Origin of the sequence: Mannheimia granulomatis (assembly GCF_011455695.1) — a bacterium.
Taxonomy (GTDB): Bacteria; Pseudomonadota; Gammaproteobacteria; order Enterobacterales; family Pasteurellaceae; genus Mannheimia; species Mannheimia granulomatis_A.
The window spans coordinates 2,109,473-2,123,561 of the sequence record NZ_CP015030.1 but is presented as its reverse complement, the minus strand read 5'-3'; the positions used below and the strand labels follow the sequence as shown (position 1 = coordinate 2,123,561).

General features: G+C 38.8%; 18 protein-coding genes. 6 read left to right on the top strand and 12 right to left on the bottom strand.

The window, feature by feature from the left end; translation table 11 throughout:
• Positions 1–31: 31 nt before the first annotated feature.
• From A4G16_RS10270 to ulaG, 6 genes are all read right to left on the bottom strand, one after another.
• Positions 32–700 (bottom strand): amino acid ABC transporter permease, encoded by a 669-nt coding sequence (locus tag A4G16_RS10270; protein WP_165889758.1) that lies wholly within the window; start codon positions 698–700, stop codon positions 32–34.
• Complete coding sequence (locus A4G16_RS10265; RefSeq protein WP_165889939.1) at positions 690–1,349, bottom strand: amino acid ABC transporter permease; 660 nt, start codon at positions 1,347–1,349, stop codon at positions 690–692. The genes A4G16_RS10270 and A4G16_RS10265 overlap by 11 nt, the downstream gene beginning before the upstream one ends.
• Before the next feature lie 144 nt (positions 1,350–1,493).
• On the bottom strand, positions 1,494–2,213 hold the full coding sequence (gene araD / locus A4G16_RS10260) for an L-ribulose-5-phosphate 4-epimerase (RefSeq protein ID WP_165889757.1): 720 nt from the start codon (positions 2,211–2,213) through the stop codon (positions 1,494–1,496).
• On the bottom strand, positions 2,210–3,070 hold the full coding sequence (locus tag A4G16_RS10255; protein WP_165889756.1) for an L-ribulose-5-phosphate 3-epimerase: 861 nt from the start codon (positions 3,068–3,070) through the stop codon (positions 2,210–2,212). Before A4G16_RS10255 ends, araD begins: the two co-directional genes overlap by 4 nt.
• A gap of 128 nt (positions 3,071–3,198) precedes the next feature.
• Entirely contained in the window at positions 3,199–3,945 is a 747-nt protein-coding gene (gene ulaR, locus A4G16_RS10250) for an HTH-type transcriptional regulator UlaR (RefSeq protein ID WP_165889755.1), read from the bottom strand.
• Between the two features lie 90 nt (positions 3,946–4,035).
• Entirely contained in the window at positions 4,036–5,127 is a 1,092-nt protein-coding gene (gene ulaG / locus A4G16_RS10245) for an L-ascorbate 6-phosphate lactonase (protein ID WP_027073424.1), read from the bottom strand.
• Positions 5,128–5,493: 366 nt separating this feature from the next.
• On the opposite strand from ulaG, the gene A4G16_RS10240 reads away from it, so the two are divergent.
• From A4G16_RS10240 to A4G16_RS10225, 4 genes are all read left to right on the top strand, one after another.
• The gene (locus A4G16_RS10240; RefSeq protein ID WP_165889754.1) at positions 5,494–7,281 is read left to right on the top strand and encodes a PTS ascorbate-specific subunit IIBC; all 1,788 of its coding nucleotides are present in this window, start codon (positions 5,494–5,496) and stop codon (positions 7,279–7,281) included.
• A gap of 59 nt (positions 7,282–7,340) precedes the next feature.
• Entirely contained in the window at positions 7,341–8,060 is a 720-nt protein-coding gene (gene aphA, locus A4G16_RS10235) for an acid phosphatase AphA (RefSeq protein WP_165889753.1), read from the top strand.
• A 66-nt stretch (positions 8,061–8,126) separates the two neighbouring features.
• Positions 8,127–8,594 carry a PTS sugar transporter subunit IIA gene (locus A4G16_RS10230; RefSeq protein ID WP_165889752.1) on the top strand — a complete coding sequence of 156 codons (468 nt, stop codon included), beginning with the start codon at positions 8,127–8,129 and terminating at the stop codon, positions 8,592–8,594.
• Positions 8,595–8,679: 85 nt separating this feature from the next.
• Entirely contained in the window at positions 8,680–9,360 is a 681-nt protein-coding gene (locus A4G16_RS10225; RefSeq protein ID WP_165889751.1) for a 3-keto-L-gulonate-6-phosphate decarboxylase UlaD, read from the top strand.
• Positions 9,361–9,430: 70 nt separating this feature from the next.
• Here A4G16_RS10225 and A4G16_RS10220 read toward each other — a convergent pair whose 3' ends face one another.
• The 6 genes from A4G16_RS10220 to fkpA form a co-directional block, all read right to left on the bottom strand.
• Complete coding sequence (locus tag A4G16_RS10220; RefSeq protein WP_165889750.1) at positions 9,431–10,375, bottom strand: hypothetical protein; 945 nt, start codon at positions 10,373–10,375, stop codon at positions 9,431–9,433.
• A 71-nt stretch (positions 10,376–10,446) separates the two neighbouring features.
• A complete protein-coding gene (tusB, locus tag A4G16_RS10215) occupies positions 10,447–10,722 on the bottom strand; it encodes a sulfurtransferase complex subunit TusB (RefSeq protein WP_165889749.1) in 276 nt (91 codons plus the stop codon).
• Positions 10,723–10,731: 9 nt separating this feature from the next.
• Entirely contained in the window at positions 10,732–11,103 is a 372-nt protein-coding gene (gene tusC / locus A4G16_RS10210; RefSeq protein ID WP_165889748.1) for a sulfurtransferase complex subunit TusC, read from the bottom strand.
• 1 nt (position 11,104) lies between these two features.
• Positions 11,105–11,482, bottom strand: coding sequence for a sulfurtransferase complex subunit TusD (gene tusD / locus A4G16_RS10205; RefSeq protein WP_165889747.1), 378 nt, complete (start codon positions 11,480–11,482; stop codon positions 11,105–11,107).
• The gene (locus A4G16_RS10200) at positions 11,482–12,138 is read right to left on the bottom strand and encodes a helix-turn-helix transcriptional regulator (protein ID WP_165889746.1); all 657 of its coding nucleotides are present in this window, start codon (positions 12,136–12,138) and stop codon (positions 11,482–11,484) included. Before A4G16_RS10200 ends, tusD begins: the two co-directional genes overlap by 1 nt.
• Positions 12,139–12,278: 140 nt before the next feature.
• On the bottom strand, positions 12,279–13,004 hold the full coding sequence (fkpA, locus tag A4G16_RS10195) for an FKBP-type peptidyl-prolyl cis-trans isomerase (protein WP_165889745.1): 726 nt from the start codon (positions 13,002–13,004) through the stop codon (positions 12,279–12,281).
• A gap of 86 nt (positions 13,005–13,090) precedes the next feature.
• Between fkpA and A4G16_RS10190 the strand changes: the two genes are divergently transcribed.
• Entirely contained in the window at positions 13,091–13,312 is a 222-nt protein-coding gene (locus A4G16_RS10190) for a SlyX family protein (protein ID WP_165889744.1), read from the top strand.
• A 45-nt stretch (positions 13,313–13,357) separates the two neighbouring features.
• Positions 13,358–14,050 carry a 5'-methylthioadenosine/S-adenosylhomocysteine nucleosidase gene (gene mtnN / locus A4G16_RS10185; RefSeq protein ID WP_165889743.1) on the top strand — a complete coding sequence of 231 codons (693 nt, stop codon included), beginning with the start codon at positions 13,358–13,360 and terminating at the stop codon, positions 14,048–14,050.
• The last annotated feature ends 39 nt before the right edge of the window (positions 14,051–14,089 follow it).

The window sequence follows — 14,089 nt, the reverse complement described above, 5'->3', positions numbered from 1 at the left end:
TTTATTGTGAATATTGAAAATAGTATTTTAACTAACTCTCCCATTTACGTTCTAATCTACCTGCCCATAACGAGAGTGGATAACAAATAAGAAAATACAATATAAAAATCACTCCATATACAAAAAATGAGGCACTTGGATTGGTGAGAAGTGAGTTTTCAACAATTTGCTGACCTACCTTCACAACTTCAATAACACCAATTAAGGCTGCCAGAGAACTGGTTTTTATCATACGAGTAAACAAATTGACTGTACCCGGTAGCACTCTGCGAAGTCCTTGTGGAAGTTCGATATAGCGGAAAATTTGACTTCTAGTTAAGCCAATAGCCTTAGCTGATTCAATCTGATGCTTTTCGATAGAGGTTAATGCACCGCGTACTAAATCACCCATTTCAGCTGTCCCCCAAAGAGTAAAGACCCAAATACAAACCCAAATACCACTAATGTGAATACCAAACCAAGTCGATAAGCCGAAATAAAACATAAACAGCCATACCAAAATTGGCACAATACGGATAGTTTCTAAATAGAAACGAGCAAATGCACGTACAATTAAGTGATTTGATCGCATGATTAAACCAAATAGCGTGCCGAAGATGAGTGAAAGCCCAACTGAAATAAATGAGATCTTTGTTGTTAACCAAAACCCTTCAGCCAAACGGGCTACATTTTGCCCTTCCCATAACCAGTCAAATCCCATATTTTGCTTTCCTTACGCTATTTTCAAAATGGCGGGTCAGAATGGATATAGGTAATAAAATTATAAGATAGGCCAAAAAGAGCATAAATAATGCTTCGTTGGTTTTGTAATCCATGCCGATAATATCTTTAGTGACGAATAATAATTCTGCTACCGCCACAGCACTAATGACAGAGGTTTCTTTGATAAGAAAGATAATATTTGCTGCAATTGAGGGAAGAGATACTGCCCAAGCTTGCGGGAATAAAACATAACGGAAAATCTGTATTGGCGTTAAACCAATAGATTTTGCGGCCTCAATTTGTCCTTTAGATATAGCCTGTAATCCTGCACGCAAACTTTCTGCCATATAGCTAGAGCCTAAAAAAACAAGTGCAATCACACCGCAGGTAAAACCATCCCATTTAATACCGATTTTGGGCAATCCATAATAGAGAAAGAACAGCTGAATTAAGAGAGGTGTATTGCGTGAAAGCTCAATATAGCCTTGAGCCAGTTGACACAAAGGTCTTATTTTATAGCTGGTGATAATTGCAATGATTAATCCAAAGCATAACGATAGCAAAATACCCCATAATGAGAGCTGTAAAGTGATGCAAGCAGCATCTACAAATTTTGGAATACTGTCAACAATATAGGTCCAATTCATATCAAAATAAACAATTTGGCAAGAATGACTATTATTGTGCAAAAATTCAAAACAAAAAGGAAAGAATTGGAAATGCTCTTTTATAAAGATTAGATATAAAGAAGTCAGCACATATTATGCTGACTTCTTTTTAGTTATTATTAATTATTGCCCGTAATAAGCATTCTTGCCATGCTTACGTAGATAGTGTTTATCCAACAACTCTTGTTGCATAGAGTTGATTTGTGGACGAATTTGGTGGCTAATAAAGTTCATGTATGCCACTTCTTCCAACACAACAGAGTTATGTACCGCATCATGACCGTTTTTGCCCCAAGTGAATGGGCCGTGGGAGTGAACGAGTACGCCTGGTACCATCGCTGGATCAATGTTGCGTTTGCGGAAAGTTTCTACGATCACTTTGCCTGTTTCAAGTTCATACTTACCGCCAATTTCTTCCGGAGTCATACGACGTGTGCAAGGCACTGAACCATAGAAATAATCGCCTTGAGTTGTACCAAGAGCAAGAATATCTTCGCCTGCTTGTGCCCAGCCTACCGCATGACGTGAGTGAGTATGCACTACACCACCGATTTCAGGGAATTGGCGATATAACTCTAAGTGCGTCGGCGTGTCGGAAGAAGGTTTTTTATCACCATAAACACGGTTGCCTTGTAAGTCCATAAGCACGATATCTTCTACCGTCATTACATCGTATTCTACGCCTGATGGCTTAATAGCAACTAAGCCTGTTTCACGGTCAATTTCACTTACATTTCCCCAAGTGAAAGTAACTAAACCGTACTTTGGTAGCTCTAAATTGGCTTTTAAAACACGCTCTCTAAGTGCTTGTAAAGCTGGCGTTAATTCCGTTAATTGGCTCATAGGATAAAACCTCCTTCTTTCATTTTTTGTTCAATCCAGCGACGAGCATTAATAATTTCAGCAATTGGCTCATCCGCTTTTTCTGTCCACATTTCAATTAAGAATGCACCACGATAGTTGAGTTCAGCAAGGGTTTTAAAGCATGCAACAAAATCAACACAACCTTCACCAAACGGTACATCACGGAATTGCCCTTTACAGGTTTCGGTGACTTTGTAGGTGTCTTTTAAGTGAATGGCTGAAATTTTATCAATACCGAGTTTCAGCTCTTCTGTAACATTGTCGTTCCATGCAGAGAGATTACCTAAATCAGGATAAACGGTAAACCATGGAGAATTAATGATCTCATCCCATTTTTTCCAACGGGAAATCGAACTCATAAATTTAGTATCCATAATTTCCACTGCCAGAGTCACTTGATTGCTGGCGGCAAGTTCAGTCGCCCACTCTAAGCCCTCTTGGAAACGTTGAATCGTACCTTCATCTTGTTCTTCGTAGTAAACATCATAACCGGCAAGTTGAATGGTGCGGATGCCCAAATCAACTGCTAACTGAATCGCTTTTTCCATAATCTCGTAGGCTTTCTGGCGAGTCGCCTCGTCACGGCTACCGAAAGGGAAACGGCGATGACCGGATAAACACATTGACAGAATAGTCACGCCGGTATTGATAATGGCTTTAACTAATTTAGCACGCTCTTTTTTGCTCCAATCAAGGCGAGCAAGGCGTTCATCCGTTTCATCAATTGAAATTTCTACGAAATCAAAGCCACAGGCTTTAGCAATGGAGAGTCTGTCTTGCCACGAAATGTTTTTCGGCAATGCCTTCTCGTAAATACCGAGTTTGTGTTTTCTCATAGTTTGTTCCTAGGTTGTAGTTGTTTTGCATAAACGCTTGCATTTAAACATCAGATTTTCCGATAATTTGACATGCGAGCATTAATAGTAAAATTTTTGCAAAAAAAGACCGCTTGCTATGGGTTAAGTTAAGCTAAGATAATATCCAATCCTTTGTTACGCAATTCTTGAATAATGTCAGGATCAGCTTCTTTGCCGGTAATTAATAAATCAATTTTATCAAATTCTTTAAATAGCATACCTATCTTCTTACCCAGCTTGGTACTATCTAACAACACAACATAACGCTCAGCGTGTTTTGCCATTTGTTGTTCAGCATTGGCAATTATCATATCGGTTTTAAATAGCCCTTCTGAAGTCAACCCTTTACCGCTGGTAAACATAGTCGTTGCTGCATAGCTCATTTCATTTTGAGTATTAAGGGAAAGCATCACACGTTTATTTTTATTATATTGCCCGCCCATAATCACCACATCATCATGTGCACTCTCAATAAGCTGGTTTGCAAGCGGTAGATAATTGGTAATAATTTGCAATTTTCGTCCACATAATGCAGCTCCTAGCATTTCCATAGTTGAACCGCAGGTAAGAATAAGGCTCTCCCCTTCTTTACATAAAAGACTTGCTGCCTCAGCAATTCGTTTTTTTTCTTCTGCATTATTGGTTTTTTTAGATGAGTAGTTTTTTTGTGGCGGTGTAACCACCTCCGCTCCATTTCTGACTTTTTTGAGTTTCCCCTGCTCATCGAGTTTGCTGATATCACGGCGTGCCGTTGCCGGGGATATATTCAACAATTGCATAATATCCGCGGTAGAAAGTGCTTTTCGCTCTTCCAGTAAGTGCAGGAGTTCTTTGTGTCGATAACTTTCGTTCATGCTTATATTCCATTGATTATCGTTATTTTTGCCAGAATGAACTCAATGAAAAAAGCCACTCTCAAGTGAGAGTGGCTTGTTACTGCTCACTTATAGCATTGATTTAAATTGAATATTTGGTTCTTGCTCAAAGCAATCATCAAAACCACGAGGGTGGTGGTATTCAATTAAGTCCTTATCACGTGGATAAACATATTTGCCGCCAACTTCCCAAATAAATGGGTGGAACTGATACTGTAAGCGGTCTTTACGCATACGCCATAAATCAATAATTTCTTGCGTACTTGCCATAAAGTTTGTCCAAATATCATGATGAACAGGAATGATTACTTTTGTACGCAAGCATTCTGCCATACGTAACAAATCAATGGAAGTCATTTTATCGGCAATACCTACCGGATTCTCACCATAGTTATTTAATGCAACATCAATATCAAATTCTTTACCATGTTTGGCAAATTGAATAGAGTAGTGAGAGTCCGCACCATGATAGATGTTACCACCCGGGGTTTTAAATACATAGTTCACTGCCTTACGCCCCATTTCTTCATCAGATGGGCAAAGTCCGGCTAATTCGCCACCTTGCTCTTCTGCACCTTCTACCGGTAAGGTAACTAAACAGGTACGGTCAAAAGAGTCTAATGCGTGAATTTCCACATCTTTTAATTTCACCACATCGCCCGGTTTTACGATAATAATACGATCTTCCGGCACACCCCATTTTTTCCATAACTCAGCACAATGCCACGGACCGACAAATTTCACATGATCTAATTTTGGGTTGTTACACACGGCTGCCGCCACATTAACATCAATATGATCTGAGTGGTAGTGAGAGGCAAGAATAAAGTCTACTTCATTAATTGCAAATGGATCTAATACCATTGGTTGTGCACGCAGGTTAGGTTGTAATTTACGCACCCCGGCCATATTTGCCATTTGGTGTCCACGCACCATATCTTTCACTTTTTTAGTTGACTTACCACGACTGCACCATAAATCCATACAAATATTTGCACCGGCCGGAGTTTTAATCCAAATTCCGACACAACCTAGCCACCACATCGCAAAGTTACCTTCCGGCACAACTTCTTCTTCAATTTCTTCGTTTAACCAAGTACCCCATTCCGGAAATGTGGAAAGGATCCAACTTTCACGTGTGATTTCTTGAATTTTGCTCATAATAATAGACTCCTGATTTATACTAAAAGATGAATTTTTTAATCAAAACAAATCATAAACAATCAAAAAAAATTGTACACTATTTTTATTCAAAAATGTGATCTACTTCTAATTTTTTCTATTTTTAATATATTGATATTAAATAATTCTAATCTCATTAATTCGTGGTATATCTCTATATAATATTCAATATAATTTCGATTAAATAATCATATTTAAAATATAAATTGGAAAATAAAATGTGATCTTGCTCACAAATAATAAAAAATAATCTTTTTTAATCTCTATTGAATGTTTATTATCTCCCCCGATAACTTCATTGAAGTTTTTTAGTTATTTTATTTCTCTCAATCAAAGAGGCTTCCTATGGACTTTTTAACCGAAATTCTCCTTTTCTTAAAGGATCAGGTGTTAAATAAAGCACCATTCTTATTAGGTATTGTTGCCTGTTTAGGTTACATTCTTCTTAGAAAAGACACATCAACTGTACTAAAAGGCACGATTAAAACCATTGTAGGTTTTATGATTGTACAAGCCGGATCAGGCTTCCTCGTGACTAATTTCAAGCCGGTGATTGACGGTTTGGCAAAATATCACCAGCTTACCGGTGCTGTTATCGATCCTTACACCAGTATGCAATCTACCATTCAAACTATGGGTGAAAACTACTCTTGGGTAGGTTATGCAGTAATCGGAGCATTATTCTTAAATATCTTACTCGTAGTATTTCGCCGTTTAACCGGTATTCGTACCATTATGCTTACCGGCCACATTATGTTCCAACAAGCAGGTTTGGTTGCGGTGTTTTATATGATCATCGGTGCAAGCATGTGGGAAACCATTATCTACACCTCTGTATTAATGGCGCTATATTGGGGTATTTCTTCTAATATTATGTATAAACCAACCCAAGCGGTTACAGGTGGTGCAGGCTTCTCTATCGGTCACCAACAACAAATTGCTTCTTGGATTGCAGTAAAACTTGCACCAAAACTTGGTGATAAAAATGACACTGTGGATAAAATGAAATTACCGAACTGGTTAAACATTTTCCACGATAGCATCTCAGCAACCGCGTTAGTGATGACCGTATTTTTCGGCATTATCTTACTTTCTTTTGGCTTAGATAACTTAAAAGAGCTTGCCGGCAAAACCAACTGGTTTATGTACATCCTAGAAATGGGGCTAAAATTTGCAGTAGCGATTCAAATCATCGTAACCGGCGTGCGTATGTTCGTTGCAGAATTATCAGAAGCGTTCAAAGGTATCGCAGAGCGTTTGATTCCAAACTCGGTATTAGCAATTGACTGTGCGGCAATCTATGCCTTCTCACCAAATGCGATGGTATTCGGTTTTATGTGGGGTGCAATCGGTCAATTCGTCGCAGTTGCAGGCTTATTAGCAGTCGGCTCTCCGGTATTAATTATCCCGGGCTTCATTCCAATGTTCTTCTCTAACGCAACTATCGGTGTATTTGCAAACCAATTCGGTGGTTGGAAAGCAGTAATGAAAATCTGTTTTGTGATGGGTATCATCGAAGTGCTAGGTTCTGCATGGGTTATTCAAATGCTTGCCAGCCAAGGCACAACCTTCAATGGCTGGATGGGTATGGCTGACTGGGCATTATTCTTCCCACCAGTCCTACAAGGTATTATCAGCGTACCGGGCTTCTTCTTCGTGATTGTTGCCGCTGCCCTTGTTTATATGTTCTTCGCTTCACGTCAATTACGCGCTGAAGAAGCAGAAGCTGCAGCAAAAGGCTTAACCCTTGAACAATTAGACGGCTATGGCTTAGACGAAGTAAAAACTGAAGAAAAAGCTGAAGTACAAGCGGTCGTTTCTAGCGAAAATTCTGCAAATCCTGTACGAATTCTTGCAGTATGCGGCTCAGGCCAAGGCTCATCAATGATGATGAAAATGAAAATTAAAGGTTACTTAGACAAACGCGGTATTCCAAATATTATGGACTCCTGTGCAGTAACTGATTACAAAGGAAAATTAAATGAAGTGGATATTATTGTATCCAGCAAGCATTTAGCCAATGAAATCGAAGTACCGGAAGGTAAAGCGGTACTAGGCGTACAAAATATGCTGAATCCAAACTCATTTGGTGATGAATTGATTGCATTGATCAACAAACATCAGGCACAATAATTGTTAATTGACGGGGTATTTTTGCCCCGATTTCCCTACAAAAACAGAAGGAACCATATATGAAACTTTCTCGAACTTTACTTATTACTCTATTATCTGCGACCTTTGCTTGTGCAGCCCAAGCTGCCCCCAAAGAACCATACACACAAGCCGGCTTCGATACACGCAGCGTAGAAAAACAACAAGCTCCAATTCACTGGGTTTCAGTAGAGCAAATCAAAGTAAGCCTTGAAGGAAAACCACCAATGAATGTCAGTTTTGATATTGATGATACTGTACTTGCTAGCAGTGGCTGCTTTTACTACGGCAAACAAAAATACTCACCAGAAGATCACAGCTATCTGAAAAAACAAGAGTTCTGGGATGAAATCAACGCAGGTTGCGATAAATACTCAATTCCAAAAGAAGCAGCTCGTGCACTGATTGATATGCACCAAGCCCGTGGTGACCAAATTTTCTTTATCACCGGTCGTACTGCCGGTAAAGACGACCAAGTTACGCCATTACTGGAAAAAACCTTTAATATCAAACAAATGCACCCGGTCAATTTTATGGGTGGACATGGCGTGGATCAACTCAAAACTACATATAACAAAACTGCCGGTATCTTGAAAAACAAAGTTCAGCTCCACTATGGTGACAGCGATGACGATATTCTTGCAGCCAAAGAAGCCGGCATTCGTGGCATCCGCTTACTGCGTGCTACCAACTCTACCTACTTACCGTTCCCACAAGCAGGTGGATATGGTGAAGAAGTGCTGATTAACTCTAGCTACTAAGATATATTTCTCCTCGCACGGGTAGAACCCGTGCGACGTCCTCCTTAAGCAGCACAAGGTAATGTTATGAACTTAAAGCAATCTCTTATTGAAAATAACTCAATTTTATTAAACCAATCGGCTTCAAACTGGGAAGAAGCTATTAAAATCGGGACAGATTTACTCGAAAAAGCTGGCACAATTGAACCATGTTACTATGACAATATTGTCAGTAAAATTAAAGAAATGGGGCCTTATATCATTCTTGCGCCGGGCTTGGCAATGCCACATGCTCGCCCAGAAGAAGGGGTGATTAAAACATCATTTGCCTTAGTTACTTTTGACACACCAATCTATTTTGATGGTGAAGACGAGCCAGTTCACGTAATGCTCACCCTTGCCGGTAGCGATTCTGACCAACATATGCAAGGTTTAATGGAGATCACCCAAGTCCTAGACGATCCTGATAGCGACACTGGTGTCGATTTAGATAAAATCCGCCGTTGTAAAACAGCAGAAGAGGTATATGCGGTAATTGATGCTGCATTAAACTAAACTTATCTAGAGCGCAATAATTGCGCTCTACAAGCGGGCAAAAAACACCAAAATTTTACAATCTCCAAATATAGAGGAATAAATTATGTCAAAACCAATGCTTCAAATTGCACTTGATTCTCTTAGTCTTGAAAAAGGCGTGGCAGATGCCAAACAGGCTGAAGAGCTAGTCGAAATCATTGAGGTAGGTACTATTCTTGCATTTGCAGAAGGCATGAAAGCTGTCTCAACCCTGCGTGCTTTACATCCAAATCACATCATTGTGTGCGATTTAAAAACTACCGATGGCGGTGCAATTTTAGCCAAAATGGCATTTGAGGCCGGTGCAGATTGGTTAACAGTTTCAGCAGCTGCTCATCCTGCAACTAAAGCAGCCTGCAAAAAAGTGGCAGATGAGTTCAATGCAGCACACCCTGAACTTAAAGTGAAAAAAGAGATTCAAATCGAAATCTACGGCAACTGGACAGTTGAAAAAGATGCAAAAGAATGGGTGGAATTAGGGGTTACTCAAGCCATTTACCATCGCTCTCGTGATGCAGAACTTGCAGGCAAAGGCTGGACGGCTGAAGATGTTGAATTAATGAAACAGCTTTCTGCGCTAGGTTTAGAGTTATCGATCACAGGCGGTATCGTGCCGGAAGATATTCATCTATTTAAAGAAATCAAAAATGCGAAAGCCTTTATCGCAGGCCGTGCTTTAGTGGGTGAAAAAGGTAAACAAACTGCCGAAGCAATTCGTGCGGAAATTGATAAATATTGGGCATAATCTCCCATAAAAAATAGCGGTCAGAATTTGTTATTTTTTTGCAAATTCTGACCGCTTGTATTTTCATCTACTAGAAAATCGCTTCTAAGCGAACAAAGGTATTGATAAAGTGTTTACGGTTATTGTCTTTGTCGTTATAGAAACTGATTTCCGGTTGCACAAATAGCCAATTACGCCAAATCGGTTGGCGATAGCTAACAAAAGGCCCCCAATGATTAAATCTTGATAAATCTTTGTCTAAACGTCCACCAAATGAGATACCATAGCTGATATGAGTTAACGGTTTAAAATTATGTTGACGATATAAACTGTTTCCCCAGCTGCGCTCCTCATCTACATCATGACGATATTCAAAATGGGTATGGTTCATAATAAACGTAGTATCCGTTTCTTGATATTTATTTTCAAAATTGGTACGTAAATAATGTTTACTCTCGGTACCGTAACGGTAGATTTGCTCTAAACGGGTGCTAAATTGGTCAGTGATTTGCCATTCTTTGCTGATACGTAAACGCCCGAAAATATCGCTACCAGAACGGACACCCGCATCAAGGTCAGTTTCAATGCCTAGTGCTTTAATACCGTCTGACCAACGTAAGCCGATAGATGAGTTCGAATCTCGAGCCTCTCGGGAATTATAACGTTTATTTTGAGGAAGATTTTTGTACATTTTGCCAACATGAGTTTTATCGGTAATTTCGTTATCTAACTCATCATCACCAAATACCACATTAAGATGTTTTTTCAAAACCGGCAACTTGATTTTTCCGCGAACGCGAGGCTTGTAGGTAAATTTATCGTGAGGGTTCCATTTACTGTCCAACATAATACGTAAACTTGCAGTGCCCGGTTTATTCGGGTCTGTTTCACCTAACCAAGTATTAATATTGTCCGCCCAATTATCTAACTTATTACTAACCGTAGCGTGTTGTTTATCAACCCAGGTCGTATTTTCTTCTGCTGTTGCTAATAGTGGTACCATTGCGACTAACGAAACAAGATATTTTGCTTTCATTGGATTTTCCCTCATTTAAGAATTGATTACATCATAATCTAAAATACCATTACTGACAAAACTATTATTCGCTAAAGTGCAATTTGTGGAAAATTTTTTTCAGTTAAACCAATGAATTCATATAATGAAAGGGTTTTAAATATTTGAAGCGACGCATTTAACCCCCTGGCAACCACATCTTGTTCTAGAAGATAGCAGTGAGGCAATTTCGCAAAAAAATCTTGATTTTTGACCGCTTGCAGCACCCCATCTTGCCATAACACAACTACATCGTTCTCATTAAGATGCGTTAAAAAAGTGTCTAGCGTTTCAGCATCATATTGCGCTTTCGAAAATGTATAAAGCATTGATATTCCTTAAAAAGTCAGCACTTTTTCTGCTTGTTGGAGAATAGTAAAAATCTCCACCTGTGTTTTAAATTGGATATTCGCAAGCATCCACTGCGCTTGCTCTAATTGACGTGCCTTCACAGAATCTTGGCAGACAAAGCACTCATTTAAATCATAAAGCGACAATAGTTTAAAAGTAGAAATATGATCTTTTTGCAGCAATATCTCCGGTTGCTGACCGGCAACCAAATTAAATACGCCATCATTCAAAAAGCAAATAGCGATATCTTGTTCATCGCAAAATGCACTGGCAGCCAATAAAGTATCTAGCCCTTCACGGCTAACAGCAGTGCCGAAAGGTGGCTGTGTAAATAAAAAAGCGAGCTTGTATTTTTTCATTTTAAAATATCAGTAATCTATCGGCTTTTAGCACTGCTTGGCTAAATTCACCTAAGCCGGCAAGGGTAAAACATTCGGCTAAATTGTTTGCTTGGTTATGAGAACTTTGCTCATCAACAACGCCTCTGCGTTGTGCTGCTGCAATACATAAATGCAGTGGCAAGCGGTGAGATTTTGCTAGATTTTTCCACATCTCGACTAAATTAATCTCATCTGTTGCAGCATTGACAAAAGCATTGGCATTACTGACTCCGTCTTGAAAGAAAAAGACTTGACGGATGGTGTGATTTGCTTTGATAAGCTCTTCTGCCACTTGGTATGCCAAAAATGCCGCTTGAGAACCATAAACCGGCGATTTTACCGCTAATACATAATCCATTAATCATTATCCTGTTTAATTTGACGAATATAGAGATAAACCGTATGACGCGAAATATCTAACTTTTCCGCCACTTGGTTAATGGAATCTTTAATATCAAAAATGCCTTTCTCAAATAATGAAAGAACAATTTGTCGATTTTTATTATTGTTGGAAATTTGACGATCTGCCATCACATCATCAATCGTCGTTTGAATAGTCTGTGACACCAAATCTTCTACTGAACTGGCAAAAGTAACCTCAGCTTCTGTATCTAATGGTGAAATAAAGGAACTTAAGAATTGTGAGGTAGGTACTTCTAAATTGATATTCACACACAATAAACCAATTACGTGCTGTTTTCCATTACGAATAGCGATAGTAATTGATTTCATCAATACACCACCTTTTGCTTTCGTAAAATAAGGCTTAGACACGCTATCGGTTGCCATGTGATGTAAAGATTTCAATGCACGATCGGTAATCGGTGAACCAATTTTGCGATTAGTATTATGCCCGTTGGCAATATAAATTGCAGAATGCTCCAGAAACTCTAATGAGTGAAGTACAATTTCGCAATGCTCACCAATTAAGGCAGCAATACCATCAACGATAGGAAAGTAAGAGGCGAGGATAGCATGATCTTCGTCTGAAAAAGGCGTGAATTTTTTTGTCATAATACAAGCGGTCAGATTTTATAAAAATTTTGCAAAATGCCCACGCTTGAATATCAACTTAATCAATATTCAAACGCAAGCCTGTAAATCTTATAACAAATCCGACCGCTTGTGTAGATTCAATTACTTAGGGCTTTGGCTTATTTTTTCTCTTCAGCCGCTTTGAAATCTAATAATTCAATTTCAAATTTTAAGGTTGAATTTGCTGGAATTTTACCCGCAGCACGCTCACCATAACCTAATTTCGGCGGTAGAACAATTTCCATTTTTCCGCCTTTTTTCAGCATTGGAATCGCCTCAATCCATCCCGGGATTAATTGACTCAATTGAAACTCAATTGGCTCACCACGATCGTATGAGCTATCAAAAACCGTACCGTCTGTTAATGTACCTTTATAATGTACTTTTACAGTATCTTCTGGTTTTGGTGAGCTACCTTCACCTGCCTTTTCAATTTTATAAAGCAGACCCGAAGAGGTTTCTTTCACACCGGATTGTTTTTTATAATCCGCACGGAATTTATCACCGGAAGCTAGGGCTACTTTATTCTTTTCTTCGGTAATTTTCGCTTCTTTAGCCGATAAATAAGCATCTAATGATTTTAAATGCTTTTGTAAATCTTCATCGGTTAACTTACCGGTTTTCTTAATCGTATCTTGCACACCGGCAATAATTTTATCTTGATTATAAGTAAAAATGTGTTTTTGTGATTCCATCACACCTTCAATATTTTTACCCAACAATACACCAACCGCATAAGATGAATCATCAACAAATTTCGGGTCAGCTTTTTCTTCAGCCATTACCTGAGTTGCAAAAAAAGCAGAGGTGATAATAGCAAGAGTGGATAATTTCGTTTTTAACATAATTTTTCCTTATAAAAATAACTGTTAAGAATTATTTGGATAGGGTAAAGTGTAATTCCGTTTCACACAACCTTTTTTTACTCAAAATGGATGATAATTATACAGTTTCAATGAGAATTACCGAATTAGAAACAAAAGTTGCGTTTCAAGAGCTGATTATTGAGGAATTAAACCAATCTCTAATCGAGCAGCAATTTGCTGTAGATAAGCTACAAACCCAAATCCGCCACTTAGCAGAAAAGTTTAAGGGTATCCAAGGAAGTCAAATTACGTCTCAAGCAGAAGAAACGCCTCCACCACACTATTAATGCTATAATAGTGTTTTCACACATAAAAACAGAAGAAGAGAAAAGATGAAAATTGGTATTATTGGTGCAATGGCACAAGAAATTGAAATTCTACGTAATTTAATGGTAGAACCTAAAGTAACCGAATTAGCCGGCTGTAAAATTTTTGAAGGAAAAATCAATCACACCCGTGTGGCATTATTACAATCGGGAATCGGTAAAGTATCGGCAGCTGTCGGTACAACACTGCTTATACAACTCGTGCAGCCGGATTTAATCATTAATACAGGCTCTGCCGGTGGCTTAGACCCAAATTTAAATGTCGGTGATATTCTTATCTCTACGGAAGTACGCCATCATGATGTTGATGTTACTGCCTTCGGTTATGAAATCGGGCAGCTTCCGTCAAATCCGGCGGCATTCTTACCTAATGAGGAATTAGTGGAATTTGCTAAAAAAGAGGCACAAAAAGCCGGTTTTAACGTGGTTTCTGGTTTAATCTGTAGTGGTGATGCTTTTATTAACGGAGCCGAAAAAATCGCAGATATCCGCCATAACTTCCCAAATGTGATTGCAGTTGAAATGGAAGCTGCAGCGATTGCTCAAGTCTGCCACGCTTTTGATGTGCCTTTCGTAGTAGTGCGTGCAGTTTCAGATGTAGCGGATAAAGAATCTCATCTTTCCTTTGAAGAATTTTTACCGCTAGCGGCAGAAAAGTCTTCTGCGATTGTCATTGCGATGCTCACTGATTTAGATTAGGACTTAATTAAGCTAGTTTCAAGTTTGTAAATGTTTATT

What these genes read in the sequence shown, in the direction of transcription:
- A4G16_RS10270 (WP_165889758.1), bottom strand. Translation starts at nt 700, where the DNA reads ATGGGATTTGACTGGTTATGGGAAGGGCAAAATGTAGCCCGTTTGGCT.
- A4G16_RS10265 (WP_165889939.1), bottom strand. Translation starts at nt 1,349, where the DNA reads ATGAATTGGACCTATATTGTTGACAGTATTCCAAAATTTGTAGATGCT.
- araD (WP_165889757.1), bottom strand. Translation starts at nt 2,213, where the DNA reads ATGAGCCAATTAACGGAATTAACGCCAGCTTTACAAGCACTTAGAGAG.
- A4G16_RS10255 (WP_165889756.1), bottom strand. Translation starts at nt 3,070, where the DNA reads ATGAGAAAACACAAACTCGGTATTTACGAGAAGGCATTGCCGAAAAAC.
- ulaR (WP_165889755.1), bottom strand. Translation starts at nt 3,945, where the DNA reads ATGAACGAAAGTTATCGACACAAAGAACTCCTGCACTTACTGGAAGAG.
- ulaG (WP_027073424.1), bottom strand. Translation starts at nt 5,127, where the DNA reads ATGAGCAAAATTCAAGAAATCACACGTGAAAGTTGGATCCTTTCCACA.
- A4G16_RS10240 (WP_165889754.1), top strand. Translation starts at nt 5,494, where the DNA reads ATGGACTTTTTAACCGAAATTCTCCTTTTCTTAAAGGATCAGGTGTTA.
- aphA (WP_165889753.1), top strand. Translation starts at nt 7,341, where the DNA reads ATGAAACTTTCTCGAACTTTACTTATTACTCTATTATCTGCGACCTTT.
- A4G16_RS10230 (WP_165889752.1), top strand. Translation starts at nt 8,127, where the DNA reads ATGAACTTAAAGCAATCTCTTATTGAAAATAACTCAATTTTATTAAAC.
- A4G16_RS10225 (WP_165889751.1), top strand. Translation starts at nt 8,680, where the DNA reads ATGTCAAAACCAATGCTTCAAATTGCACTTGATTCTCTTAGTCTTGAA.
- A4G16_RS10220 (WP_165889750.1), bottom strand. Translation starts at nt 10,375, where the DNA reads ATGAAAGCAAAATATCTTGTTTCGTTAGTCGCAATGGTACCACTATTA.
- tusB (WP_165889749.1), bottom strand. Translation starts at nt 10,722, where the DNA reads ATGCTTTATACATTTTCGAAAGCGCAATATGATGCTGAAACGCTAGAC.
- tusC (WP_165889748.1), bottom strand. Translation starts at nt 11,103, where the DNA reads ATGAAAAAATACAAGCTCGCTTTTTTATTTACACAGCCACCTTTCGGC.
- tusD (WP_165889747.1), bottom strand. Translation starts at nt 11,482, where the DNA reads ATGGATTATGTATTAGCGGTAAAATCGCCGGTTTATGGTTCTCAAGCG.
- A4G16_RS10200 (WP_165889746.1), bottom strand. Translation starts at nt 12,138, where the DNA reads ATGACAAAAAAATTCACGCCTTTTTCAGACGAAGATCATGCTATCCTC.
- fkpA (WP_165889745.1), bottom strand. Translation starts at nt 13,004, where the DNA reads ATGTTAAAAACGAAATTATCCACTCTTGCTATTATCACCTCTGCTTTT.
- A4G16_RS10190 (WP_165889744.1), top strand. Translation starts at nt 13,091, where the DNA reads ATGGATGATAATTATACAGTTTCAATGAGAATTACCGAATTAGAAACA.
- mtnN (WP_165889743.1), top strand. Translation starts at nt 13,358, where the DNA reads ATGAAAATTGGTATTATTGGTGCAATGGCACAAGAAATTGAAATTCTA.